The sequence below is a fragment of the Paracoccus marinus genome (assembly GCF_007018965.1).
Classification (GTDB): Bacteria; Pseudomonadota; Alphaproteobacteria; order Rhodobacterales; family Rhodobacteraceae; genus Paracoccus; species Paracoccus marinus.
The window spans coordinates 159,297-180,760 of sequence record NZ_VJYZ01000010.1 but is presented as its reverse complement, the minus strand read 5'-3'; the positions used below and the strand labels follow the sequence as shown (position 1 = coordinate 180,760).

The window sequence follows — 21,464 nt, the reverse complement described above, 5'->3', positions numbered from 1 at the left end:
GTCGTCCCCCCTTCGGATCAGAATGGCCGCGCGGCGAAATACGCCGGGCGGATGCCTTGCGCGGCGGTCAGCGCCGCGCGGGTGCCTTGCGCGGCTTCGGCGCGCCGGGCTTGCGCCGGCCGCGAAGCTGCGATTTCTCGATCAGGCCCTCGTACTGGTGCGCCAGCAGATGGCTCTGGACCTGGTTGATCGTGTCCATCGTGACCGAGACGATGATGAGGACCGAGGTACCGCCGAAATAGAACGGCACCGAGAACTGACCCCGGATCACCTCGGGCAACAGACAGACCGCCGCCAGATACATCGACCCCAGCACCAGCACCCGGTTCACCACATAGTCGAGGTATTCCTCGGTCCGCTTGCCGGGGCGGATGCCCGGGATGAAGCCGCCCTGGTTCTTGAGGTTGTCGGCCACGTCGTCCGACTTGAAGGCCACGTTCTGCGTGTAGAAGTAGCTGAAGAACACGATCATCGCCGTCAGGAACAGCAGATACAGCGGCTGTCCCGGCCCGAAATAGGCGAGGATCGTGGACATCACCGGGCTGGTCTGGCCGCCCGAGAAGGTCGCGATCGTGGTCGGCAGCAGCAGCAGCGAACTGGCGAAGATCGCCGGGATCACGCCCGCCGGGTTGACCTTGATCGGCAGGTGCGAGGACTGGCCGTCATAGACCTTCATCCCGACCTGGCGGCGCGGGTACTGGATCCTGATCTTGCGGAGGGCGCGTTCCATGAACACCACGAACGCCATCACGACGACGACCAGCAGGATGATCCCCAGCACCACGGGGGTCGAGATCGCGCCCGACCGCCCCTGCGCCAGGAACTGCGCGATATGGGCCGGGATCTCGGCCAGGATGCCGACGTAGATGATAAGGCTGATGCCGTTGCCGATCCCGCGCGAGGTGATCTGCTCGCCCACCCACATCAGGAACATGGTGCCGCCGACCAGCGTGATGACCACGCCCACGCGGAAGAACAGCCCCGGATCATGGGCAAGGTTCCCCGCCTCGAGGCTGGCGGCAAGGCCGTAGGCCTGAAAGAACGCCAGCGCCACCGTCGCGTAGCGGGTGTACTGGTTGATCTTCTTGCGGCCCTGCTCGCCCTCTTTCTTCAGTTGCTCCAGCGAAGGCACCATCGCCGCCAGCAGCTGGACGATGATCGAGGCCGAAATGTAGGGCATGATCCCCAGCGCGAACACGCCCATCCGCCCCAGCGCGCCGCCGGTGAACATCGACAGGATGCCGCCGATCCCCGACTGCGCCTGTTCCATGAAGTTGCGCAGCGCGCCGCCGTCGATGCCGGGAACGGGGATGTAGGTCCCAAGCCGATAGATGATCAGAAGGCCGATCGTGAACCAGATGCGGTTCCGAAGTTCGGTCGCCTTGCCCAGCTGTCCCCAGCTGAGGTTGGCGGCCATCTGTTCTGCGGCTGACGCCATGCTGCCCTCGTGAATGCGGACCGACGCAGCGCGTCGGCTGTCATGTCAGCGCCGCCGGCCCGGTTCCCGGTCGGCGGCGCTTGGAAACTCGACTTCTATCTATTGGCGCGCAGGCACGCCTTCAACAGGTTATTCGGCCGAGACTTCGGCGCCGGTTTCCGCGCGCTCGCGCACCGGGCGGGTCAACGTGATCTTGCCGCCCGCGCGCTCGATCGCCTCGACGGCGGTCCTGGACGCGCCCGCGACGGTCAGGTTCAGCGCCGAGGTCAGCTCGCCCTTGGCCAGCACCCGGATGCCGTCCAGCTTGCGCTTGGTGGCGCCGGCCTCGATCAGCGCGTCCTCGGTCAGGTCAGCGCCGGCGGTCAGCTTGCCTGCGTCGATCATGGACTGCAGCTGGCCCAGGTTGACGACCGCGAACTTCAGCGCGTTCGGCTTGGTGAAGCCGCGCTTGGGCAGGCGGCGGTACAGCGGCATCTGGCCGCCTTCATAGCCGTTCAGCGCCACGCCCGACCGCGAGGTCTGGCCCTTGATGCCGCGGCCGGCGGTCTTGCCCTTGCCCGAACCCGGGCCGCGCGCGACGCGCTTCTTCTTGCGGGTCGCGCCGTCGTTGTCGCGCAGTTCGTTCAGTTTCATGTCGCTTCTCCAATCGCCGGACACATCCCCCGAAGCGATGATGGGGCGGACACGGCATGCGTTGTTCGTGAGTCGTGGCGCGAAGCCACCCGCGGGTCGGTACAGAACCGGCGCCCGCGCGTCAAGTGTGCGTCAGGCGCGTGACAACGCGCCCGCGCGGCCGGTCAGGGCCGGAACAGCACCTTGATCGCGCTGAACGGCATGGCCACCATCTGGGCGGCGCTTTCGTCGGGGACGCCGTCGGGCACCGGCACCAGCCCTTTGGCAGAGGCAAGCACATACTCGGCCCAAGATCCATGGATCCCCGCCGCGGCGACACGGCGGCCGATCATGCCGGTATCCACCCCCTCGCCCACCGCCTCGATGAGGCCCACCGCCTCGGACCCGCCGATCGCGGGCAGGTCGGGCCGATAGCCGTACTGCCCGCGCACGGTGGACAGGTCGTGGTTGTGGATGGGGGTCAGCGTGACCTTCAGCCGCACCTGCCCCGGGCCGGGCTGCGGGTCGGGGCGGTCGGAGAGTTGCAGGACATCGGCGGGATCGCCGAACTGTTCGTGGACGACGGCGCGCATGGGATGTCCCTTCCTTCCGGTCCGCCCGGATCGGCGGCACCTGAAAAGCGAAACGCCCCGGCGAGCCGGGGCGTTCGATGTTTCCTTGCGGAACGTCCGGGTCAGGCGACCGGGATCAGTTCCTGACCTCGACGATCACCGCGAGGTGCGGGATCTTCGCGACCATGCCGCGGACGGCGGGCGTGTCTTCCAGCTCGCGCGTGCGGTTCATCTTGTTCAGGCCCAGACCCGCGAGCGTCGCGCGCTGTTCCTTGGGGCGGCGGATCGGCGAGCCGATCTGCTTGACGACGATGGTACCCATGGATCAGGCCTCCTGCACTTCGGCCGACGTCACCGTCGCATCGGTGCCCGTCTGGGCTTCCGGCGCGCGATCGTGCGACGGCATGATGTCGGCGACCTTCTTGCCGCGACGCTGCGCGACCGAACGGGGCGAGGCTTCCGCCTTGAGACCGTCGATGGTGGCGCGGATCATGTTGTAGGGGTTCTGCGACCCCATCGACTTGGCGACGACGTCCTGGACGCCCAGCATCTCGAACACGGCGCGCATCGGACCACCGGCGATGATGCCGGTCCCCGGGACGGCGGTCCGCATCACGACCTTGCCGGCGCCGTGACGGCCCTCGATGTCGTGGTGCAGCGTCCGGCCGTCGCGCAGCGGCACGCGGATCAGGCCGCGCTTGGCCTGTTCGGTCGCTTTGCGAATCGCTTCCGGCACTTCCTTGGCCTTGCCCTTGCCGAAGCCGACGCGGCCGCGCTGGTCGCCCACGACGACGAGCGCCGCAAAGCCGAAGCGCTTGCCGCCCTTCACCGTCTTGGACACCCGGTTGATCGCGACCAGGCGGTCGGCGAATTCCGGGGTTTCTTCACGCTCTTCACGGCGACCGTCGCGACGGTCCCGGCGTTGTTCACGTTCTGCCATGCGGCATTCCTTATGTCTGGCGCACGGGCGGCGCCGTTGGTGCCGATCCAGGTGGGCCGCCCTGCGACGGGCCGTGCCCCCGGATCATCGGGGTGGCGCGAACGCCACCCGCAGTCATCAGAACTTCAGGCCACCTTCGCGCGCGGCGTCGGCCAGGGCCTTGATCTTGCCGTGGAACAGGAAGCCGCCGCGGTCGAACACGACCTCTTCGACACCCTTGGCGCGGGCCCGCTCGGCCAGCGCCGAGCCGATCTTCGCCGCTGCGTCGACGTTGTTCTTGCCGACGAAGCCCAGGTCCTTTTCCAGCGTGCTGGCCGAAGCCAGCGTGATCCCGTTCGCGTCGTCGATCAGCTGCGCGCTGATGTTCTTGGACGAACGGTGGACGGACAGGCGGGGACGGCCGTTGGACATCGCCCGCAGTTTGTTCCGGACGCGCAGACGGCGCTTCTGGAACAGCTCTCGTTTGTTCAGTGCCATTTGCGTGATCCTTACTTCTTCTTGCCTTCCTTGCGGAAGACTTGCTCACCCTTGTAGCGGATGCCCTTGCCCTTGTAAGGCTCGGGCTTGCGCCACTCGCGGATGTTCGCGGCGACCTGGCCGACCAGCTGCTGGTCGATCCCTTCCACCACGATCTCCGTCTGCTTGGGAGCGGTGATCGTCACGCCCTCGGGCGCCTCGAAGTTGACGTCGTGGCTGTAGCCAAGCGCCAGCTTCAGGACCTTGCCCTGCATGTTCGCACGGTAGCCCACGCCCTGGATCTCCAGCTCCTTGCGGAAGCCGGTGCTGACGCCGGTGGCCAGGTTTTCCACCATCGAGCGGGTCATGCCCCACTGCTGGCGCGCGCGCTTGGACGAGCCGCGGGGGGTGACGGTGACCTTGCCTTCGTCCAGCGACAGGGTGACATCGTCCGTCGCGGTGAACGAACGGGTGCCCTTCGGCCCCTTCACCTCGACGGTCTGACCCTTCACTTCGGCCGTGACGCCCTTGGGCAGTTCGACCGGCTTCTTACCAATCCGAGACATCCTGCCCTCCTTAGAACACGGTGCAGAGGACTTCGCCGCCAACGTTGGCGTTGCGAGCCGCTGCGTCCGACATCACGCCCTTGGGCGTGGAGACGATGGAAACGCCGAGGCCGTTACGGACCGACGGGATTTCCCTGGCGCCTGCATAGACCCGACGACCCGGCTTGGACACGCGGGCAAGCTCGCGGATCACGGGGGTGCCGTCGAAGTATTTCAGGCTGATTTCAAGCTCGGTGTGACCGGCGTCGGTCGTCACCTGTTCGTAGCCGCGGATGTAGCCCTCGGCCTTCAGCACGTCCAGGACCCAGCCGCGAAGCTTGGACGAGGGCGAGCGGACCGTGGACTTGCCGCGCATCTGCGCGTTGCGGATGCGGGTCAGCATATCGCCGAGCGGATCGTTCATCGACATCTGTTACCCCCTTACCAGCTCGACTTGACCATGCCGGGGATCTGGCCCTGCGAGCCGAGCTCGCGCAGCATGATCCGCGACAGGCGCAGCTTGCGGTAATACGCGCGCGGACGCCCGGTCAGCTCGCAGCGATTGTTCAGGCGCGTCGCCGACGAATTGCGCGGCAGTTCGGCAAGCGACAGCGTCGCCTTGAACCGCTCTTCCATCGGGCGTTCCTGGTCGTTGATGATTTCGTTCAGAGCCGCGCGCTTGGAGGCGAACTTCGCCACCATCCGCTCGCGCTTCTTCTGACGTTCGATCATGGATTTCTTAGCCATTATCAGATTCCTCGCGCGATCAGCTGTTGAAGGGCATGTTGAAGTGCTTCAACAGCGCCTTCGCCTCGGCATCGGTCTTGGCCGTGGTCGCGATGATGATGTCCATCCCCAGAACCTCGTCGACCTTGTCGAACTCGATCTCCGGGAACACGATCTGTTCCTTCAGGCCCATGGCGTAGTTGCCGCGGCCGTCGAAGGACGTGCCCTTGACGCCGCGGAAGTCGCGGACGCGGGGCAGCGCGATGTTGATCAGGCGGTCCAGGAATTCGTACATCCGGTCGCCGCGCAGGGTCACCTTGGTGCCCAGCGGCATCTCTTCCCGGACGCGGAAGCCGGCGATCGACTTCTTGGCGTGGGTGATGACGGCTTTCTGACCGGCGATCAGGGACAGTTCCTCGGCGGCCTGCTTGACCTTCTTGGTGTCCTTGACCGCTTCGCCGACGCCCATGTTCAGGACGATCTTGTCCAGGCGCGGGATCTGCATGTCGTTCTTGTAGCCGAACTCTTCCTTCATCGCCGCGCGGACGCGGTCGCGGAACTCGGCCTTCAGACGCGGGGTGTAGCTTGCTTGGTCGAGCATCAGATCACGTCTCCCGTGGTCTTGGCGAAGCGCACCTTCTGGTCGCCTTCCATGCGGAAGCCGACGCGGGTTGCCTTGCCGTTCTTGTCCAGCAGCGCAAGGTTCGACAGGTCGATCGGCATGTTCTTGGGAACGCGGCCGCCCTGGCTGGTCTGCGACTGGCGGGTGTGACGCAGCGCGATGTTCACGCCATCGACCACGGCCTTGTTGTCCTTGGGCATGACCTGCGTGATCTCGCCGGTCTTGCCCTTGTCCTTGCCCGCGAGCACGACGACGGTATCACCCTTCTTGAGCTTGGCAGCCATCACAGCACCTCCGGCGCAAGCGAGATGATCTTCATGAAGTTCTTCGCGCGCAGTTCGCGGACGACCGGCCCGAAGATACGGGTCCCGACCGGCTCGCCCTGGTTGTTCAGGATGACGGCGGCGTTGCGGTCGAAGCGGATGGACGTGCCATCTTCGCGCGACACTTCCTTGGCGGTGCGCACGACGACGGCCTTGCGGACGTCGCCTTTCTTCACGCGGCCGCGCGGGATGGCTTCCTTGACGGAAACGACGATGATGTCGCCGACCGACGCATAGCGACGGTGCGAGCCACCCAGAACCTTGATGCACTGCACCCGGCGAGCGCCGGAGTTGTCAGCAACATCCAGATTGGTCTGCATCTGGATCATTCGGTTTCTCCCGACCTTTGGGGACCGGATGCAGGTCCGGCCCCAGGGTTTCGATCAGTCTTGGTGCGGTTCAGGCCTGAACGGCCTGCGCCTCGTCGGACAGGACGGTCCAGCGCTTGGTCTTGGAAATCGGCGCGCATTCGACGATGCGGACGGTGTCCCCGACCTTGAACTGGTTCTGTGCGTCGTGCGCCCGGTACTTCTTGGACGAACGGACGGTCTTGTGCAGCAGCGGATGCTTGAAGCGGCGCTCGACGAGAACCGTGATGGTCTGCTCGTTCTTGTCGCTGGTCACCTTGCCTTGCAGGATGCGTTTCGGCATGGGTCAAGCTCCTCAGTTCGTCGCGGCCGCGGACGCGGCCTTCTGGTTCATGACGGTCTTGACGCGGGCCACGTCGCGACGCACGGCGCGCATGCGGGCGGTCGATTCAAGCTGGCCGGTCGCCTGCTGGAAGCGCAGGTTGAACGCTTCCTTCTTCAGCGCCACCAGCTGCTCGCGCAGCTGTTCCGGCGTCTTGTCGTTCAGTTCAGCGGCTTTCATGCCGTTTTCCTTTCAACATCACCGGAGGGCCCCAGAAACCTGGGCCACCCTGATTCCCGGTGGAGTTCGAGATGAAGCGTGGCTCATACGGGGTTTCAGCCAACGTGGCAAGGGGAAAGAAGCAAGAAGACTTTAGTCCACCTTGAGTCCATAGCCGTCAGTCGCTGGCGTGGTATGGTTAATCCATGACTAACCGGGATGACAGGTGACGCCCATGAGCGGATCGCGGCAGGTGCCGAGCGGAAGACCTTCCAGGGAGAGAGCGCGGAGCAGAAGGCACTCAGGGCCTTGGCTTGGATGGCCGAGCAGTACTTGGGACGCGATGAAGGCGCACTAGACAACCTGGCTATGAGCTCAGGTGAACTCGCTTTGGAGGTATTGGCCGAACATGGACTCGTGACTTGGCTGCATGGCGGGGTGCGCTTCGCAAGCTGGACCGACGCGGGTCAGAGACTTCTGGATAGGTACGAGTAGCATTTCACACTGAGAACAATGAACGGTAGCTTCGTCCCGCATACCAGTTCCAATGCAAAAAGCCCCGCCGTTTCCGGCGGGGCTTTGCGTAGAATGACTTCGCGTAAGACCTTACCAGTCTTCCCGATGCACGATCCGGGTCAGCACCGGCAGCTTCATCGCGCCGAGGCGGAGCGCCTCGCGGGCGATGTCGTCGCTGACGCCGTCGATCTCGAACATGATCCGGCCGGGGTGGACCCGGGCCGCCCAGAAGTCGATCGAGCCCTTGCCCTTGCCCATCCGCACCTCGGTCGGCTTGGACGAGACCGGGACGTCCGGGAAGATCCGGATCCAGACGCGGCCCTGGCGCTTCATGTGCCGGGTGATCGCGCGGCGGGCCGCCTCGATCTGGCGGGCGGTGACCCGCTCCGGCTCGGTTGCCTTCAGGGCGAACGAGCCGAAGTTCAGGTTGAACCCGCCCTTCGCCTCGCCGTGGATGCGGCCCTTGTGCTGTTTGCGGAACTTGGTCCGTTTCGGTTGCAGCATTTCCCTGTCTCCTTAGCGCGCGTCGCGGTCGCGGCGCGGACCACGCGAGGCCGGGCCTTCCTGCGCCGAGGCGGCGCGGCGCTCGTGGGCCTGCGGGTCGTGTTCCATGATCTCGCCCTTGAAGATCCAGACCTTCACGCCGATGATCCCGTAAGGGGTGGTGGCTTCCGACAGCGCATAGTCGATGTCCGCCCGCAGCGTGTGCAGCGGCACCCGGCCCTCGCGGTACCATTCCGTCCGCGCGATCTCGGCGCCGCCCAGACGGCCGGCGACGTTGACCCGGATCCCCAGCGCACCCATCCGCATCGCGTTCTGGACCGAGCGTTTCATCGCGCGGCGGAACGAGACCCGGCGTTCCAGCTGCTGGGCGATCGATTCCGCCACCAGCTGGGCGTCGAGTTCCGGCTTGCGGACTTCGACGATGTTGAGGTGCAGCTCGCTATCGGTGAACTTTGCGAGCTTGCCGCGCAGGGTTTCGATATCGGCGCCTTTCTTGCCGATGATCACGCCGGGACGAGCGGCGTGGATCGTGACGCGCGCCTTCTTGTGCGGGCGTTCGATGATCACGCGGCTGATGCCGGCCTGCTTGGCGTCATCGTGGATGAACTCGCGGATCTTGAGATCCTCGAGCAGCAGCTTGCCGTAGTCCTTGTCGTCTGCATACCACCGGCTGTCCCAGGTGCGGTTGACCTGGAGGCGCATCCCGATGGGGTTGACCTTCTGTCCCATTACGCGTGCTCCTCGACGGCGGCTTCAGGGGTGGCGGTGGCTTCGGCCTGCCGGCTGGACGCGGTGCGCTTCTGCAGCTTCGCGGCCTTCTTGGCGGCTTCGGCGGCGGCCAGATCGACCTCCCGCACCTTGATGGTGATTTCCGAGAACGGCTTCATGATCTTGCCGAACCGGCCCCGCGCACGCGGACGGCCGCGCTTGAGGACCATGTTCTTGCCGACCCACGCCTCGGCGACGACCAGGTTGTCGACGTCCAGGTTGTGGTTGTTCTCGGCGTTGGCGATGGCCGACTGCAGGCACTTCTTGACGTCGCCCGCGATCCGGCGCTTCGAGAAGGTGAGGTCGGCCAGCGCCTTGTCCACCTTCTTGCCGCGGATCATGGCGGCGACCAGGTTCAGCTTCTGCGGCGAGGTGCGCAGCATCTTGGTCTTGGCGAACGCCTCGTTCTCCGCCACGCGGCGCGGATTGTTTTCCTTACCCATGGGGATTACTTCCTCTTCGCTTTCTTGTCGGCCGCGTGACCATAATAGGTCCGGGTCGGCGAGTATTCACCGAACTTCTGGCCGATCATCTCTTCGCTGACGGCAACGGGGATGTGCTTGTGCCCGTTGTAGACGGCGAAGGTCAGGCCGACGAACTGCGGCAGGATGGTCGAACGACGCGACCAGATCTTGATGACGTCCGACTTGCCGGATTCGCGGGCCTTTTCGGCCTTGCGAAGGACATAGGCGTCGACGAACGGCCCCTTCCAGATAGAACGTGCCATGGATCAGCGCCCCTTCTTCGCGTGACGCGACCGCAGGATGTACTTGTCGGTCGACTTGTTGCTGCGGGTCTTCTTGCCCTTGGTGGGCTTGCCCCACGGGGTCACCGGGTGACGCCCGCCCGAGGTGCGGCCTTCACCACCGCCGTGCGGGTGGTCGATCGGGTTCATCGCGACGCCGCGGACGGTCGGGCGGACGCCCATGTGCCGCTTGCGGCCGGCCTTGCCGAGGTTCTGGTTCGAGTGGTCGGCGTTCGACACCGCACCGATCGTCGCCATGCATTCCTGGCGCACCAGACGCAGCTCGCCCGAGGACAGGCGGATCTGCGCGTAGCCGCCGTCACGGCCGACGAACTGGGCGTAGGTGCCGGCCGAGCGCGCGATCTGGCCGCCCTTGCCGGGCTTCAGCTCGACGTTGTGAACGATCGTGCCGATCGGCATGCCGGAAAACGGCATCGCGTTGCCCGGCTTGATGTCGGCGCGGGCCGCGGCCACGACCTTGTCGCCGATCGCGAGGCGCTGCGGGGCGATGATGTACGCCTGCTCGCCGTCCTCGTAGCGGATCAGGGCGATGAACGCGGTGCGGTTCGGGTCGTATTCGATCCGTTCCACGGTCGCGGACACGTCGAACTTGCGACGCTTGAAGTCGACGACGCGGTAGAGCCGTTTCGCCCCGCCGCCCTTGTGCCACATCGTGACGCGTCCGGTGTTGTTCCGGCCACCCGTCTTGGTCAGACCCTCGGTCAGGGTCTTCACGGGGCGGCCTTTCCAAAGCTCCGAACGGTCGATCAGAACCAGCCCACGCTGGCCAGGCGTCGTCGGTTTATACGACTTGAGTGCCATGCTTTCTGTCTTCCGTTGCCTTGGACCAAAGGTCCGTTTCAGTCGCGGACCGGAAGGTCCGTTTCAGTCGAAAGCCGCGCGGCCCCGGCTAGGCAGGGCCGCGCGGTCGGTCGTCAAAGACCGGTGTTCACGTCGATCGTGTTGCCGGCTTCCAGCGAGACGTAGGCTTTCTTGACGTCGCTGCGGACGCCGGGGCGGCCGCGGAAACGCTTGGTCTTGCCCTTCGTGATGGTGGTGTTGACCGCCTTCACCTTGACGCCGAACAGCGCCTCGACCGCGTTCTTGATCATCGGCTTGGTGGCCGATTTCGCGACCTGGAACACCACTGCGTTCGAGGTCTCGCCGGTCAGCGTCGCCTTTTCGGTGATGATCGGCTTGACGATCACGTCGTAATGCTCGGGCTTGTTGCGATCCGTCGCGCTCATTTCAGTCGAGCCTCCAGGGCTTCGACACCCGCGCGCGTGATCACCAGCGTGTCGCGCTTGAGGATGTCATAGACGTTGGCGCCCATCGAGGGCAGCACATCCACGCCTTCCAGGTTGCGGGCGGCGCGGGCGAAGTTCTCGTTCACGTCGGCGCCATCGATGACCAGGACGCGCTTCCAGCCCTGTTCCTTGACCGCCTTCGCCACCGCCGCGGTCTTGGCGGCGCCGAAGTCGAGGTTGTCGAGGATCACCAGCTCACCCGACGCGGCTTTCGCCGACAGGGCGTGCTTGAGGCCAAGCGCGCGCACCTTCTTGGGCAGGTCGAACGCATGCGAACGCGGGACCGGGCCCTTGTAGACGCCACCCTTGCGGAAGATCGGCGCCTTGCGGGACCCGTGGCGTGCGCCGCCGGTGCCCTTCTGGCGATAGATCTTCTTGGTCGAATACGACACGTCGGACTTGCCGAGGGTCGAGTGCGTGCCCTGCTGCGCCTTCGCGCGCTGCCAGCGGACCACACGGTGCAGAAGGTCCGCGCGCGGCTCCAGCCCGAAGATCTCGTCGGACAGGTCGATGTCCCCGGCGGTGCCCGCGGACAGAGAAATCACGTTGAGTTTCATTCCTTGTCTCCTTCGGGCGCGGCGTCGGCGTCGGCGGCAGGAGCGTTCGCGGCTTCAGCCTCGGCAGCGGCGATCGCGGCGGCTTCGGCCTCGGCGGCGGCCTGACGCGCGGCTTCCTCTTCGGCGGCGGCGGCAGCGGCGGCTTCCTCGGCCAGACGGCGAGCTTCCTCTGCCATCGAGCGCAGGCCGGCGGGGTAGATCACGTTCTCGGGGACCGCTTTCTTGACGGCATCCTTGATCGTGACCCAGCCACCCTTGGAGCCGGGGACCGAGCCCTTGACCATGATGAGCCCACGGTCGGCATCGGTGCGGACGACCTGCAGGTTCTGCGTGGTCACGCGCACGGCGCCCATGTGGCCGGCCATCTTCTTGCCCTTGAACACCTTGCCCGGATCCTGGCACTGCCCGGTCGAGCCGTGCGAGCGGTGGCTGACCGACACACCGTGCGAGGCGCGCAGGCCGCCGAAGTTGTGCCGCTTCATGGCACCGGCGAAGCCTTTACCGATCGAGGTGCCGGCCACGTCGACGTACTGCCCGGCGAAGTAGTGGTCGGCGGTGATTTCCTCACCGACGTTGATCATGTTCTCCGCGGCGACGCGGAACTCGGCGATCTTGCGCTTGGGGGCGACGTTCGCTTTCGCGAAGTGGCCGCGCATCGGCGCCGACACGCGCTTGGCCTTCGCCTCGCCCGCGCCCAGCTGGACGGCGACATAGCCATCGCGCTCGGCGGTGCGTTGGGCGACGACCTGCAGGTTGTCGAGGTGAAGAACGGTAACGGGCACCTGACGCCCGTCTTCCAGGAACAGCCGGGTCATGCCCAGCTTCTTGGCGATAAGACCAGTCCGCAGCATGATGACCCCCTCAGACCTTGATCTCGACGTCCACGCCGGCGGCGAGGTCGAGCTTCATCAGGGCGTCCACGGTCTGCGGCGTGGGATCGACGATGTCCAGCAGGCGCTTGTGCGTGCGGATTTCCCACTGGTCGCGGGATTTCTTGTCGATGTGCGGGCCGCGAAGTACGGTGAACTTCTGGATCTTGTTCGGCAGCGGGATCGGGCCGCGCACCTGCGCGCCGGTCCGCTTGGCGGTGTTGACAATTTCCAGCGTGCTGGCATCGAGCACGCGATAGTCAAACGCCTTGAGCCGGATACGAATGGTCTGGCTTTGCATCAAAGCATCCCTCTTTCGGGGATTTCAGTCGAGAGGCTGACGACACACCACGCGGCGCCAGCATCGGACCTTGGTATAGAAAAACCGCAAGGCCGCCCCCATAGCGGGCGGCCCTGGCGGATGCAACCGATTCTGTGGGGACCGGCGGCGATGGGGGTGTATGGAGCGCTGCACTATCCTTGTCAACAACTGCGTGTTAACGGTTTCACAATTCATCGAGCTGATGAACGGAGGATCAGATTTGCCAGTTCCCGTACGCCAGGGTGACGTTGACGCGCTATGTGGTATCTACGCCCTCATGAACCTTCAACGGTTACAGCGCGATGTAGAAACCGATCCTCGAGATGTTGAGGAAGATGGTCTTTCCGTCGAGGCGGAATTTTTCGTCCGCGCCCTCCACGCTGTTGCGAGTGATACCGAGGGCGACCTCGTGAAAACCGTTACCGAGGGTTTGGACGCGATGGACTTGATCTGGCTCTCGACCCAACTTGGGGGCCCAAAGTTCAAGGAAGTCTCGCCCGCCACGATTGAGTCCGTGGCGAATTTGCTGAGTAAGAACAAGGGCGTGATCGTGTATTTCGAGGGCGATGACTTTACGCACTACTCGGTCGCGCTGAGTGCCGACGAGAAAACGGGTTCCTTGACACTATTTGATAGCTGGGAGTTTGAACAGTTCTCCGGAGGCACACTGGTCCGTCAGGGCGGCGGACCTTCCGTCATTAGCGTGAGAATGACGAAAGTCCTGGCCACTTAAACGCCCAAGTCAGAAAACTACCTGTCCCTTCCAAGGACGGGCTTTGCATCGTTGCGGTGGGGCGCCGCCAGGACGCCCCCCCCTTAGCTTACGCGATGATCTTCGACACCACGCCCGCGCCCACGGTGCGGCCGCCCTCGCGGATGGCGAACCGCAGCTTCTCTTCCATCGCGATCGGGGCGATCAGCTCGACCTCGAACTTCAGGTTGTCGCCCGGCATCACCATCTCGGTGCCCTCGGGCAGCTTCACCGTCCCGGTCACGTCCGTCGTGCGGAAGTAGAACTGCGGGCGGTAGTTCGCGAAGAACGGCGTGTGGCGGCCGCCTTCTTCCTTGGTCAGGATATAGGCCTCGGCCTCGAACTTGGTGTGCGGGTTCACCGATTTCGGCTTGCACAGCACCTGCCCACGTTCCACGCCATCACGGTCGATGCCGCGCAGCAGGACGCCGACGTTGTCGCCCGCCTCGCCGCGATCCAGCAGCTTGCGGAACATCTCGACGCCGGTGCAGGTCGTCTTCTTGGTGTCGCGGATGCCCACGATCTCCAGTTCGTCGCCGACGTTCACAGCCCCGCGCTCGATCCGGCCGGTCACCACCGTGCCGCGGCCCGAGATCGAGAACACGTCCTCGATCGGCAGCAGGAACGGCTGGTCCACGGCGCGCTCGGGCGTCGGGATGTATTCGTCGACCGCCGCGATCAGCGCGCGGATCGAGTTCTCGCCGATCTCGGCGTCGCGGCCTTCCATCGCCGCCAGGGCCGAGCCCTTGACGATCGGGATGTCGTCGCCCGGGTAGTCGTAGGAGGACAGCAGCTCGCGCACCTCCATCTCGACCAGCTCCAGCAGCTCTTCGTCATCCACCTGGTCGACCTTGTTGAGGTAGACGACCATGTAGGGGATGCCGACCTGGCGGCCCAGCAGGATGTGCTCGCGCGTCTGCGGCATCGGGCCGTCGGCAGCGTTCACGACCAGGATCGCGCCGTCCATCTGCGCCGCGCCGGTGATCATGTTCTTCACGTAGTCGGCGTGGCCGGGGCAGTCCACGTGCGCGTAGTGGCGGGTGTCCGATTCGTATTCCACGTGCGCGGTCGAGATCGTGATCCCGCGCGCCTTTTCCTCGGGCGCGCCGTCGATCTGGTCGTAGGCCCGGAACTCGCCGAAGTACTTCGTGATCGCCGCCGTCAGCGTCGTCTTGCCGTGGTCGACGTGACCGATCGTCCCGATGTTGACGTGCGGTTTCGTCCGTTCGAATTTTGCCTTTGCCATTGCAAAGCTCCTTCAAAATGTCTGGTGAAGGCCGGGCGGGGAACGACCCCCGCCCAGGCGCATCAGGCGTATTTCTTCTGGATCTCGTCCGAGATGTTCTGCGGCACGGCGTCGTAGTGGTCGAACTGCATCGTGAACACCGCGCGGCCCGAGGACATGGAGCGCAGGTTGTTGATGTAGCCGAACATGTTGGCCAGCGGGACCATCGCGTCGATGACGTTGGCGTTGCCGCGGCTGTCCTGCCCGCGGACCATGCCGCGACGGCTGGTCAGGTCGCCGATGATCGAACCCGTGTATTCCTCGGGCGTGACCACCTCGACCTTCATGATCGGTTCCAGCAGCTTCGCGCCGGCCTTTTTCAGGCCCTCACGCATTGCCGCGCGCGACGCGATCTCGAACGCCAGCACCGACGAGTCGACGTCGTGGTAGGCGCCGTCGATCAGCGCGACCTTGAAGTCGATGACCGGGAAGCCCGCCAGCGGACCGGAGTCCATGACCGACTTGATCCCCTTTTCGACACCCGGGATGTATTCCTTGGGCACCGCACCGCCGACGACCTTGGATTCGAACGTGTAGCCTTCGCCGGGTTCGGTCGGGTCGATCTGCAGCTTGATGCGGGCGAACTGGCCCGTGCCGCCGGTCTGCTTCTTGTGGGTGTAGTCGATTTCCGCCGGCTGCGAGATGGTCTCGCGGTAGGCCACCTGCGGGGCGCCGATGTTCGCCTCGACCTTGAACTCGCGACGCATGCGGTCGACGAGGATGTCGAGGTGAAGTTCGCCCATGCCCTTCATGATGGTCTGGCCCGATTCCAGATCGGTCTCGACGCGGAACGAGGGGTCTTCGGCAGCCAGGCGCTGAAGGGCGAGGCCCATCTTTTCCTGGTCGGCCTTGGATTTCGGTTCCACGGCGATCTCGATCACCGGTTCCGGGAAGGTCATCGTTTCAAGCACGACCGCCTTGTTGGGATCGCAGAGCGTGTCCCCGGTCGTGGTTTCCTTCAGACCGGCCAGCGCGATGATGTCGCCCGCGAAGGCTTCGTCGATTTCCTCGCGGTTGATGGCGTGCATCATCATCATGCGGCCGACGCGCTCGCGCTTGCCCTTGGTCGAGTTCATCATCTGGTCGCCCTTCTTCAGCGCGCCCGAATAGATGCGCGTGAAGGTCAGCGAGCCGACGAAGGGGTCGTTCATGATCTTGAACGCCAGCGCCGAGAAGGGTTCCGTGTCCTCGGCCTTGCGGACGATGTTGCGGGTTTCCGTCTCGTCGTCGGGGGCGAAGCCCAGCAGGTCGGGAACATCGGTCGGGGCCGGCAGGTAGTCGATGACCGAGTTCAGCAGCGGCTGCACGCCCTTGTTCTTGAAGGACGAGCCGGCCGTCACCGGGAAGAACGACAGCGACAGCGTGCCCTTGCGCAGCAGGCCGCGCAGGGTGTCGACGTCGGGTTCGTTGCCGTCGAGATAGGCTTCCATCGCGGCGTCGTCCTGTTCGACCGCGAGTTCGATCATCTTGCCGCGCCATTCTTCGGCGAGGTCCTGCAGCTCTTCGCGGATCGGCTGGCGGATCCAGGACGCGCCCAGATCCTCGCCCTTCCAGACCCACTCTTCCATCTTCACCAGATCGACTATGCCTTCCAGCTTGTCCTCGGCGCCGATCGGCAGCGCGATCGGGCACGGTGTGCCGCCGGTGCGGTCCTTGATCATCTCGACGCACTTGAAGAAGTCCGCGCCGATCTTGTCCATCTTGTTGACGAACACGATCCGCGGAACCTTGTAGCGGTCGGCCTGGCGCCAGACGGTTTCGGTCTGCGGCTCGACGCCGGCGTTGGCGTCCAGCAGGCAGATCGCGCCGTCAAGCACCGCCAGCGAACGCTCGACCTCGATGGTGAAGTCCACGTGGCCGGGGGTGTCGATGATGTTGAAGCGGTACTTGGTGGCCGACGCGGTGTCGGTCGACGGGTCTTCCTGACGCTGCCAGAAGGTGGTGGTGGCAGCAGAGGTGATGGTGATCCCCCGCTCCTGCTCCTGCTCCATCCAGTCCATCGTCGCGGCACCTTCGTGCACTTCGCCGATCTTGTGGGACTTGCCGGTGTAATAAAGGATGCGCTCGGTTGTCGTGGTCTTGCCCGCGTCGATGTGGGCCATGATCCCGAAGTTGCGATAGCGCGGAAGCGGATATTCGCGTGCCATGAGCTTTCCTTACCAGCGGTAGTGGCTGAACGCCTTGTTAGCGTCGGCCATCTTGTGGGTGTCTTCGCGCTTCTTCACCGCGGTGCCGCGGTTGTTGACGGCATCGGCAAGCTCGCCCGCAAGGCGCTCTTCCATGGTGTTCTCGTTGCGCTTCTTGGCGGCGTCGATCAGCCAGCGGATGCCGAGCGCCTCGCGGCGGATCGGACGCACTTCGACCGGGACCTGGTAGGTGGCACCGCCGACGCGGCGCGAGCGCACCTCGACCGAGGGTTTCACGTTGTCGAGGGCCTCGTGAAAGACCTCGATCGGCTCGCGCTTGAGGCGGGTCTGAACGCGGTCGAGCGCGTTGTAGACGATCGTTTCGGCGATGGATTTCTTGCCATCGACCATCAGGTTGTTCATGAATTTGGTCAGCACGCGATCGCCATACTTGGCGTCGGGCAGGACTTCGCGCTTTTCAGCGGCGTGACGACGGGACATCTATCTAAACCCTCACTTCGGACGCTTGGCGCCGTATTTCGAACGACGCTGACGACGATCTTTGACGCCCTGGGTATCCAGAACACCGCGCAGGATGTGGTAGCGCACACCGGGAAGGTCTTTCACCCGGCCGCCGCGGATCAGCACGACGCTGTGTTCCTGCAGGTTGTGCTTTTCACCGGGAATGTAGCTGATGACCTCGAACCCGTTGGTCAGCCGCACCTTGGCGACTTTCCGCATGGCCGAGTTCGGCTTTTTCGGCGTCGTGGTATAGACGCGCGTGCAAACGCCGCGCTTCTGAGGGTTTCCCTGAAGGTGCTGCGATTTGGATCGCTGCACTTTCGGCTGCCGCGGTTTGCGGATCAGCTGTTGGATCGTCGGCATTCGGTTCCCCGCCTTGCTTTGCGATACTCGCACCCGGGCTGTGGTGCGCTACTTCTCGACAGCATTCTGCGCCCATCGCAAAACGCCAAACCCATCCGACCCCGCGCGCGGGATGGACGGGCCTAAATCCAGAGGATCGGGGCTGGTTCGGCCCGGATCGTGACCACGGAAAGGTTCTGGGCACCCCACGGTTTCCCGTCGGGTGCTGGCGCATATAGGGAGAATCGCCGGTGCTGTCAACGCAGGGGTGTGCGCGCCGTCAGCCGGGCAGCGTCGCGGCCCCCGCCCGCAGCGCCGGCAGGTCGATGCGGAACCGGTCGGCCAGGATCGCGTCCACACCGTCCGCGGGCACCGGCCATTCGTAGCCCGCGCCGACCGCGCCCGAATCGTTGTCGCCGTGGATCAGCCGCACGAAGCGCGGCTGCGCCGGCAGGACCAGCCCCGGCATGCTCAGCGCCAGCTTCCAATGCGGGAAATGCACGGCCGTCCGCCGCACGTCGGGCTTGAGATAGATCGTCAGCGCGGCCGAGGCGTTGGCGATCATGCGCGGCTGGACCGCGATCCCGCCCGCGTCGGCGGTCAGGACGAAGCCGCGCGGATAGTCGATCGACACCCTGCGCGAGCGGCGGAACACCGGCTGGGCCAGCGCGAAATCGGCCCGCGCCTTGGCGACGTAGTCCACGGCCACCGCGTCGTCGTCGTCGTGCCGGAAATGGGCGATCACGTCCGCCTCCGCCTCGACATGGGGCGCGATCGCCTGCAAGCAGGCGTCCAGATGCGCCTCGACCGGATCGACGAGCGCCAGCCGCAGTTGCGGCGCCGTCGCGGCCAGGTCGCGCAGCCGGTCCAGCAAGGGCGCGGGCAGATCGGGGCCGGTCATCACGACCAGCGTGAAATCCGGGTCGGTCTGGGCCAGCAGGCCGGGCAGCGCCACATGCTCGAACCAGAACCAGCGGCGGGCCAGGCGGGCGGGGTCGTAAAGATACGCCCGCCGCTCCTCGATCGTCGGATGATCGGTCTGGAACCCGCCACCGCCCAGATAGGAAAACCGGCACAGTCCGAGGACCTGCACCCGCATCAGCCGGCGACCCGCCGCAGCCGCTGTTCGCGCCAGATCGAATACAGGCCCGCCGCCGCGATCAGCGCCGCGCCAATCAGCGTCATCCCGTCCGGCCGCTCGCCGAAGATGAAGAACCCCAGCGTTCCGGCCGAGATCAGCGAGACATAGCGGAACGGCGACACGAACCCGACCTCGCCCACCCGCATCGTCGCCACGCCCGCGATGTAGCCCACGGTCAGGAACGCCGCCGCCAGCGCCAGCAGCCCAAGCTCGCCCGCGGCGGGCATCCGCCACGGCTCGGTCGGCATCACCAGCGAGATCAGCGTGACCGCGAGCGCCGCCTGGAACGCGATGGTGCTGGTCTGGATTTCCGGTCCCAGCGCGCGGGTCAGCAGGTCGCGCACGAGGATCAGGACGACCGATCCCATGGCGACCAGCGACCAGACGTCGAAGGACGCCGATCCCGGGCGGACGATCATCGCCACGCCGATCATCCCCACGCCCACCGCCGCAAGCCGCCGCGCCCCCAGCCGTTCGCGATAGACGACGGCGGCCGCCAGCATGATGAGCAGCGGCAGCGATTGCAGGATCGCCACCAGCGTTCCCAGCGGCATCGACTGCAGCGCCTTGAGGTACAGCACCGTGGACCCGACCTCGGCCGCCGCGCGCGCCACCAGCACGAGGCGATCCCGCGCCGCATGCGGCCACCAGAGAACACCGCCGTCGCGGCGCGCGACCAGCGACAGCAGCGCCAGGATCATCACGCCGCGGATCAGCATCGCCTGCGACAGCGGCAGGGTCTGGCTGGCTAGCTTGATGAGCGAGTCGTTGGTGGTGAAGGCGATGGTCGAAATCACCATCAGCGCCGCGCCGTGCAGGTTGTCCCCCTCGCGCGTGCGGGCGCGGGGCGCGGAGGCCGGACGCAAACGGCGACTGACGGAGAGGAGCGGCGCGCGCATGGGTCAGGTCACGGGGCGGCGGCTGCGGCTTGTCGGGGGAAACGCCGGCGCAACCCGCCCCGGCAGGACAACCCCCGACCGGGCACCCCGCGTCACTCGTTCGACCGACCTTCGCACTTCGGCACCATCGCAGCTGAGCATGCCCGAAAACCCGGGTCGGCCACCGCTACCCTTCGCCCGGCTGCTGCGCAAGCGGTGACCGACTGGGTCGGCGCCCCGCCCGGGGGCCGAGCGGCGCCGGTCCGATCAGCTGCGGATCAGTTCGCGGCCCAGTCCACCGCGGCGGTGCGGCTGCCATCGGCGACATAGGCCGTGACGATCTCGGCCACGCGGCCGCGCGACAGGACCTGGTTGGCGGGAACCAGGACGGACTGACCGGCCGAGACGACCTCGACCTCGCCGGTCTCGCCCGGGCCCTTTTCCTCGGCGACCCAGCCCTCGCCGGCCTCGTCGTCCCACAGGCTCGCCAGATAAGCGCCGGGCCCGCCCGACACCATCAGGTTCGCGCCCTCGCCGCGCTCATAGGTGATCGACGTCACCTCGCGCCCGTCCAGCTGGTCCAGTGCAGCCGCCGCGTCGTCGGCGGTCGCGATCTCGCGGTTGTCGGTCAGGACCGAAGTCCCTTCGAAACGTTCGATATAAGCCTGCATTGCCTACCGCGTCGGGGTGAAAGTCTGCGTGCCGGACGGACTATGGACGACAAGCTCGTCCACGCCAAGGTTGCGCGCCAGCGAGCGCATGCCGCCGTTCTGGCCGCACGACCGGCACAGGTCGCGGTCCACCCACATCTCGGCCCGGCCGCCGTTCATCCGCGCGGTGCCGTTCAGGCCCTGCTGGATCACGTCGGCCTCGGCGTGGGTGCGGGTCTGCGCATTCACGCGGTCCAGCGTCACGTTGGTGCGCGGGTTCTGGACGCTGCTGTTGACGCCGAAATAGTTCTCGCCGCGAAGCCGCAGCATGGCAGTGGTCGAAGTGTCGCCGGCCGATCCGGCGGCGGGCAGGCCACGGCGCGCGCGTTCCGCCGCAAGTTCGGTCATGCCGTGGGCGCGGCCCAGCAGCTGGCCCGGCGCCTTGTCGAACCGCGCGACCGCGTCCTTGAGGCCCTGCACGCTGTCCTTCACGCCCTGCGGCAGCTTGTCGAGAAGCCCCTGCGGGATGTCCTGCAGCGCCTTTGCGATCTTGCCCATCGCGCCTTCCAGCGCGTTCTTGACCGCCGGGTTGCCGGCCGCCTTGTCCGCGATCTTGCCCAGCGTCTCGACATAGCGGCCGAGCTTGCCGAACTTGGCGAGGTCCCCGACCCCGGGGATGATCGCCACGCCCGACAGCGCCGCGCCCAGGAAGTCGCCCCGACCCAGCGAAATGAGCGCATTGGCCCCGTCCGACACCGGCGTCGGATCGAAGATCCCGACGATGTCGAGACCGATCTGCGTCAGGTCCAGCGCAAGGTCGCTGTCGATCCCCTGCGGGGTCGAGCGTTGCGGGCTGCCCGGCTGGTTGGCGGTCGGTGCGTGCGGCTCGGGCGCCGGGCGGGCCGGGACGTTGCCACCTTGCCTGATCGGGTTGACCATCTTGCGTGCTCCGCGATTGGCGATTCGTGGAAAGGTTAACAACTGACGGCGCCGCTTGTGTGACAATCGGGCTCGCTAACACCGGATCGGCGGCTGATTGCCGATCCCCAGGACGATGACGCCGGACCCGGCGCGGCACGAAAAAGGGCCCGGCGTCGC

Annotated in this window: 31 protein-coding genes and 1 pseudogene; 1 reads left to right on the top strand and 31 read right to left on the bottom strand. The window is 65.8% G+C overall.

Going from position 1 to position 21,464, the window contains the following annotated elements; translation table 11 throughout:
- Positions 1-67: 67 nt before the first annotated feature.
- The 23 genes and pseudogenes from secY to rpsJ all read right to left on the bottom strand — a co-directional run bounded on the left by secY (position 68) and on the right by rpsJ (position 12,650).
- Positions 68-1,438, bottom strand: coding sequence for a preprotein translocase subunit SecY (gene secY / locus FNF32_RS06630; protein WP_131673303.1), 1,371 nt, complete (start codon positions 1,436-1,438; stop codon positions 68-70).
- 129 nt (positions 1,439-1,567) lie between these two features.
- Entirely contained in the window at positions 1,568-2,071 is a 504-nt protein-coding gene (gene rplO / locus FNF32_RS06625) for a 50S ribosomal protein L15 (protein ID WP_131673302.1), read from the bottom strand.
- A 164-nt stretch (positions 2,072-2,235) separates the two neighbouring features.
- Positions 2,236-2,643: an alcohol dehydrogenase catalytic domain-containing protein gene (locus FNF32_RS06620; protein ID WP_131673301.1), complete on the bottom strand. Its 408-nt coding sequence runs from the start codon at positions 2,641-2,643 to the stop codon at positions 2,236-2,238.
- A gap of 115 nt (positions 2,644-2,758) precedes the next feature.
- Positions 2,759-2,944 carry a 50S ribosomal protein L30 gene (rpmD, locus tag FNF32_RS06615; protein WP_131673300.1) on the bottom strand — a complete coding sequence of 62 codons (186 nt, stop codon included), beginning with the start codon at positions 2,942-2,944 and terminating at the stop codon, positions 2,759-2,761.
- 3 nt (positions 2,945-2,947) lie between these two features.
- Positions 2,948-3,562 (bottom strand): 30S ribosomal protein S5, encoded by a 615-nt coding sequence (rpsE, locus tag FNF32_RS06610; protein ID WP_131673299.1) that lies wholly within the window; start codon positions 3,560-3,562, stop codon positions 2,948-2,950.
- Between the two features lie 117 nt (positions 3,563-3,679).
- Positions 3,680-4,039, bottom strand: coding sequence for a 50S ribosomal protein L18 (gene rplR, locus FNF32_RS06605; RefSeq protein WP_131673298.1), 360 nt, complete (start codon positions 4,037-4,039; stop codon positions 3,680-3,682).
- Positions 4,040-4,050: 11 nt separating this feature from the next.
- On the bottom strand, positions 4,051-4,584 hold the full coding sequence (gene rplF / locus FNF32_RS06600; protein WP_131673297.1) for a 50S ribosomal protein L6: 534 nt from the start codon (positions 4,582-4,584) through the stop codon (positions 4,051-4,053).
- A 10-nt stretch (positions 4,585-4,594) separates the two neighbouring features.
- Positions 4,595-4,993 carry a 30S ribosomal protein S8 gene (gene rpsH / locus FNF32_RS06595; protein ID WP_143796537.1) on the bottom strand — a complete coding sequence of 133 codons (399 nt, stop codon included), beginning with the start codon at positions 4,991-4,993 and terminating at the stop codon, positions 4,595-4,597.
- An 11-nt stretch (positions 4,994-5,004) separates the two neighbouring features.
- Complete coding sequence (gene rpsN / locus FNF32_RS06590) at positions 5,005-5,310, bottom strand: 30S ribosomal protein S14 (RefSeq protein WP_131673295.1); 306 nt, start codon at positions 5,308-5,310, stop codon at positions 5,005-5,007.
- Between the two features lie 19 nt (positions 5,311-5,329).
- The gene (rplE, locus tag FNF32_RS06585) at positions 5,330-5,890 is read right to left on the bottom strand and encodes a 50S ribosomal protein L5 (protein WP_131673294.1); all 561 of its coding nucleotides are present in this window, start codon (positions 5,888-5,890) and stop codon (positions 5,330-5,332) included.
- On the bottom strand, positions 5,890-6,195 hold the full coding sequence (gene rplX / locus FNF32_RS06580; RefSeq protein WP_131673293.1) for a 50S ribosomal protein L24: 306 nt from the start codon (positions 6,193-6,195) through the stop codon (positions 5,890-5,892). Before rplX ends, rplE begins: the two co-directional genes overlap by 1 nt.
- A complete protein-coding gene (gene rplN / locus FNF32_RS06575; RefSeq protein ID WP_131673292.1) occupies positions 6,195-6,563 on the bottom strand; it encodes a 50S ribosomal protein L14 in 369 nt (122 codons plus the stop codon). The genes rplX and rplN overlap by 1 nt, the downstream gene beginning before the upstream one ends.
- Positions 6,564-6,633: 70 nt before the next feature.
- Positions 6,634-6,885, bottom strand: coding sequence for a 30S ribosomal protein S17 (gene rpsQ, locus FNF32_RS06570; protein ID WP_131673291.1), 252 nt, complete (start codon positions 6,883-6,885; stop codon positions 6,634-6,636).
- A 12-nt stretch (positions 6,886-6,897) separates the two neighbouring features.
- Entirely contained in the window at positions 6,898-7,104 is a 207-nt protein-coding gene (rpmC, locus tag FNF32_RS06565; RefSeq protein ID WP_131673290.1) for a 50S ribosomal protein L29, read from the bottom strand.
- Between the two features lie 585 nt (positions 7,105-7,689).
- Entirely contained in the window at positions 7,690-8,103 is a 414-nt protein-coding gene (gene rplP / locus FNF32_RS06560) for a 50S ribosomal protein L16 (protein WP_131673288.1), read from the bottom strand.
- Positions 8,104-8,115: 12 nt separating this feature from the next.
- A complete protein-coding gene (rpsC, locus tag FNF32_RS06555) occupies positions 8,116-8,832 on the bottom strand; it encodes a 30S ribosomal protein S3 (protein ID WP_131673287.1) in 717 nt (238 codons plus the stop codon).
- A gap of 113 nt (positions 8,833-8,945) precedes the next feature.
- Positions 8,946-9,314, bottom strand: a pseudogene (gene rplV / locus FNF32_RS06550) (50S ribosomal protein L22); the annotation flags it as partial.
- 5 nt (positions 9,315-9,319) lie between these two features.
- Positions 9,320-9,598 (bottom strand): 30S ribosomal protein S19, encoded by a 279-nt coding sequence (rpsS, locus tag FNF32_RS06545; protein WP_131673285.1) that lies wholly within the window; start codon positions 9,596-9,598, stop codon positions 9,320-9,322.
- A 3-nt stretch (positions 9,599-9,601) separates the two neighbouring features.
- Positions 9,602-10,438: a 50S ribosomal protein L2 gene (gene rplB, locus FNF32_RS06540; protein ID WP_131673284.1), complete on the bottom strand. Its 837-nt coding sequence runs from the start codon at positions 10,436-10,438 to the stop codon at positions 9,602-9,604.
- A 113-nt stretch (positions 10,439-10,551) separates the two neighbouring features.
- A complete protein-coding gene (locus FNF32_RS06535; protein WP_131673283.1) occupies positions 10,552-10,863 on the bottom strand; it encodes a 50S ribosomal protein L23 in 312 nt (103 codons plus the stop codon).
- Positions 10,860-11,480 carry a 50S ribosomal protein L4 gene (gene rplD / locus FNF32_RS06530; protein ID WP_131673282.1) on the bottom strand — a complete coding sequence of 207 codons (621 nt, stop codon included), beginning with the start codon at positions 11,478-11,480 and terminating at the stop codon, positions 10,860-10,862. The genes FNF32_RS06535 and rplD overlap by 4 nt, the downstream gene beginning before the upstream one ends.
- Positions 11,477-12,331 carry a 50S ribosomal protein L3 gene (gene rplC, locus FNF32_RS06525; RefSeq protein WP_131673281.1) on the bottom strand — a complete coding sequence of 285 codons (855 nt, stop codon included), beginning with the start codon at positions 12,329-12,331 and terminating at the stop codon, positions 11,477-11,479. The genes rplD and rplC overlap by 4 nt, the downstream gene beginning before the upstream one ends.
- 10 nt (positions 12,332-12,341) lie before the next feature.
- Positions 12,342-12,650 carry a 30S ribosomal protein S10 gene (gene rpsJ / locus FNF32_RS06520; protein WP_143796536.1) on the bottom strand — a complete coding sequence of 103 codons (309 nt, stop codon included), beginning with the start codon at positions 12,648-12,650 and terminating at the stop codon, positions 12,342-12,344.
- A gap of 160 nt (positions 12,651-12,810) precedes the next feature.
- On the opposite strand from rpsJ, the gene FNF32_RS06515 reads away from it, so the two are divergent.
- A complete protein-coding gene (locus FNF32_RS06515; protein WP_131673280.1) occupies positions 12,811-13,404 on the top strand; it encodes a hypothetical protein in 594 nt (197 codons plus the stop codon).
- 88 nt (positions 13,405-13,492) lie between these two features.
- Here FNF32_RS06515 and tuf read toward each other — a convergent pair whose 3' ends face one another.
- From tuf to FNF32_RS06475, 8 genes are all read right to left on the bottom strand, one after another.
- Positions 13,493-14,668 (bottom strand): elongation factor Tu, encoded by a 1,176-nt coding sequence (gene tuf, locus FNF32_RS06510; protein ID WP_131673279.1) that lies wholly within the window; start codon positions 14,666-14,668, stop codon positions 13,493-13,495.
- A gap of 62 nt (positions 14,669-14,730) precedes the next feature.
- Positions 14,731-16,854 carry an elongation factor G gene (fusA, locus tag FNF32_RS06505; protein WP_131673278.1) on the bottom strand — a complete coding sequence of 708 codons (2,124 nt, stop codon included), beginning with the start codon at positions 16,852-16,854 and terminating at the stop codon, positions 14,731-14,733.
- Positions 16,855-16,863: 9 nt separating this feature from the next.
- Complete coding sequence (gene rpsG / locus FNF32_RS06500) at positions 16,864-17,334, bottom strand: 30S ribosomal protein S7 (RefSeq protein WP_131673277.1); 471 nt, start codon at positions 17,332-17,334, stop codon at positions 16,864-16,866.
- Positions 17,335-17,346: 12 nt separating this feature from the next.
- A complete protein-coding gene (gene rpsL / locus FNF32_RS06495) occupies positions 17,347-17,718 on the bottom strand; it encodes a 30S ribosomal protein S12 (protein ID WP_073068257.1) in 372 nt (123 codons plus the stop codon).
- Between the two features lie 259 nt (positions 17,719-17,977).
- Positions 17,978-18,796, bottom strand: coding sequence for a glycosyltransferase (locus tag FNF32_RS06490; protein ID WP_131673276.1), 819 nt, complete (start codon positions 18,794-18,796; stop codon positions 17,978-17,980).
- Complete coding sequence (locus FNF32_RS06485) at positions 18,796-19,638, bottom strand: DMT family transporter (RefSeq protein WP_246087711.1); 843 nt, start codon at positions 19,636-19,638, stop codon at positions 18,796-18,798. The genes FNF32_RS06490 and FNF32_RS06485 overlap by 1 nt, the downstream gene beginning before the upstream one ends.
- A gap of 356 nt (positions 19,639-19,994) precedes the next feature.
- On the bottom strand, positions 19,995-20,387 hold the full coding sequence (locus FNF32_RS06480) for an Imm1 family immunity protein (RefSeq protein ID WP_131673274.1): 393 nt from the start codon (positions 20,385-20,387) through the stop codon (positions 19,995-19,997).
- A 3-nt stretch (positions 20,388-20,390) separates the two neighbouring features.
- On the bottom strand, positions 20,391-21,305 hold the full coding sequence (locus FNF32_RS06475) for a deaminase (protein ID WP_131673273.1): 915 nt from the start codon (positions 21,303-21,305) through the stop codon (positions 20,391-20,393).
- Positions 21,306-21,464 lie beyond the last annotated feature (159 nt).

Bases quoted from the DNA above. Each gene is read 5' to 3' on its own strand.
- secY (WP_131673303.1), bottom strand. From the start codon at position 1,438: ATGGCGTCAGCCGCAGAACAGATGGCCGCCAACCTCAGCTGGGGACAG.
- rplO (WP_131673302.1), bottom strand. From the start codon at position 2,071: ATGAAACTGAACGAACTGCGCGACAACGACGGCGCGACCCGCAAGAAG.
- FNF32_RS06620 (WP_131673301.1), bottom strand. From the start codon at position 2,643: ATGCGCGCCGTCGTCCACGAACAGTTCGGCGATCCCGCCGATGTCCTG.
- rpmD (WP_131673300.1), bottom strand. From the start codon at position 2,944: ATGGGTACCATCGTCGTCAAGCAGATCGGCTCGCCGATCCGCCGCCCC.
- rpsE (WP_131673299.1), bottom strand. From the start codon at position 3,562: ATGGCAGAACGTGAACAACGCCGGGACCGTCGCGACGGTCGCCGTGAA.
- rplR (WP_131673298.1), bottom strand. From the start codon at position 4,039: ATGGCACTGAACAAACGAGAGCTGTTCCAGAAGCGCCGTCTGCGCGTC.
- rplF (WP_131673297.1), bottom strand. From the start codon at position 4,584: ATGTCTCGGATTGGTAAGAAGCCGGTCGAACTGCCCAAGGGCGTCACG.
- rpsH (WP_143796537.1), bottom strand. From the start codon at position 4,993: ATGTCGATGAACGATCCGCTCGGCGATATGCTGACCCGCATCCGCAAC.
- rpsN (WP_131673295.1), bottom strand. From the start codon at position 5,310: ATGGCTAAGAAATCCATGATCGAACGTCAGAAGAAGCGCGAGCGGATG.
- rplE (WP_131673294.1), bottom strand. From the start codon at position 5,890: ATGCTCGACCAAGCAAGCTACACCCCGCGTCTGAAGGCCGAGTTCCGC.
- rplX (WP_131673293.1), bottom strand. From the start codon at position 6,195: ATGGCTGCCAAGCTCAAGAAGGGTGATACCGTCGTCGTGCTCGCGGGC.
- rplN (WP_131673292.1), bottom strand. From the start codon at position 6,563: ATGATCCAGATGCAGACCAATCTGGATGTTGCTGACAACTCCGGCGCT.
- rpsQ (WP_131673291.1), bottom strand. From the start codon at position 6,885: ATGCCGAAACGCATCCTGCAAGGCAAGGTGACCAGCGACAAGAACGAG.
- rpmC (WP_131673290.1), bottom strand. From the start codon at position 7,104: ATGAAAGCCGCTGAACTGAACGACAAGACGCCGGAACAGCTGCGCGAG.
- rplP (WP_131673288.1), bottom strand. From the start codon at position 8,103: ATGCTGCAACCGAAACGGACCAAGTTCCGCAAACAGCACAAGGGCCGC.
- rpsC (WP_131673287.1), bottom strand. From the start codon at position 8,832: ATGGGACAGAAGGTCAACCCCATCGGGATGCGCCTCCAGGTCAACCGC.
- rpsS (WP_131673285.1), bottom strand. From the start codon at position 9,598: ATGGCACGTTCTATCTGGAAGGGGCCGTTCGTCGACGCCTATGTCCTT.
- rplB (WP_131673284.1), bottom strand. From the start codon at position 10,438: ATGGCACTCAAGTCGTATAAACCGACGACGCCTGGCCAGCGTGGGCTG.
- FNF32_RS06535 (WP_131673283.1), bottom strand. From the start codon at position 10,863: ATGAGCGCGACGGATCGCAACAAGCCCGAGCATTACGACGTGATCGTC.
- rplD (WP_131673282.1), bottom strand. From the start codon at position 11,480: ATGAAACTCAACGTGATTTCTCTGTCCGCGGGCACCGCCGGGGACATC.
- rplC (WP_131673281.1), bottom strand. From the start codon at position 12,331: ATGCTGCGGACTGGTCTTATCGCCAAGAAGCTGGGCATGACCCGGCTG.
- rpsJ (WP_143796536.1), bottom strand. From the start codon at position 12,650: ATGCAAAGCCAGACCATTCGTATCCGGCTCAAGGCGTTTGACTATCGC.
- FNF32_RS06515 (WP_131673280.1), top strand. From the start codon at position 12,811: ATGGAGCGCTGCACTATCCTTGTCAACAACTGCGTGTTAACGGTTTCA.
- tuf (WP_131673279.1), bottom strand. From the start codon at position 14,668: ATGGCAAAGGCAAAATTCGAACGGACGAAACCGCACGTCAACATCGGG.
- fusA (WP_131673278.1), bottom strand. From the start codon at position 16,854: ATGGCACGCGAATATCCGCTTCCGCGCTATCGCAACTTCGGGATCATG.
- rpsG (WP_131673277.1), bottom strand. From the start codon at position 17,334: ATGTCCCGTCGTCACGCCGCTGAAAAGCGCGAAGTCCTGCCCGACGCC.
- rpsL (WP_073068257.1), bottom strand. From the start codon at position 17,718: ATGCCGACGATCCAACAGCTGATCCGCAAACCGCGGCAGCCGAAAGTG.
- FNF32_RS06490 (WP_131673276.1), bottom strand. From the start codon at position 18,796: ATGCGGGTGCAGGTCCTCGGACTGTGCCGGTTTTCCTATCTGGGCGGT.
- FNF32_RS06485 (WP_246087711.1), bottom strand. From the start codon at position 19,638: ATGGTGATTTCGACCATCGCCTTCACCACCAACGACTCGCTCATCAAG.
- FNF32_RS06480 (WP_131673274.1), bottom strand. From the start codon at position 20,387: ATGCAGGCTTATATCGAACGTTTCGAAGGGACTTCGGTCCTGACCGAC.
- FNF32_RS06475 (WP_131673273.1), bottom strand. From the start codon at position 21,305: ATGGTCAACCCGATCAGGCAAGGTGGCAACGTCCCGGCCCGCCCGGCG.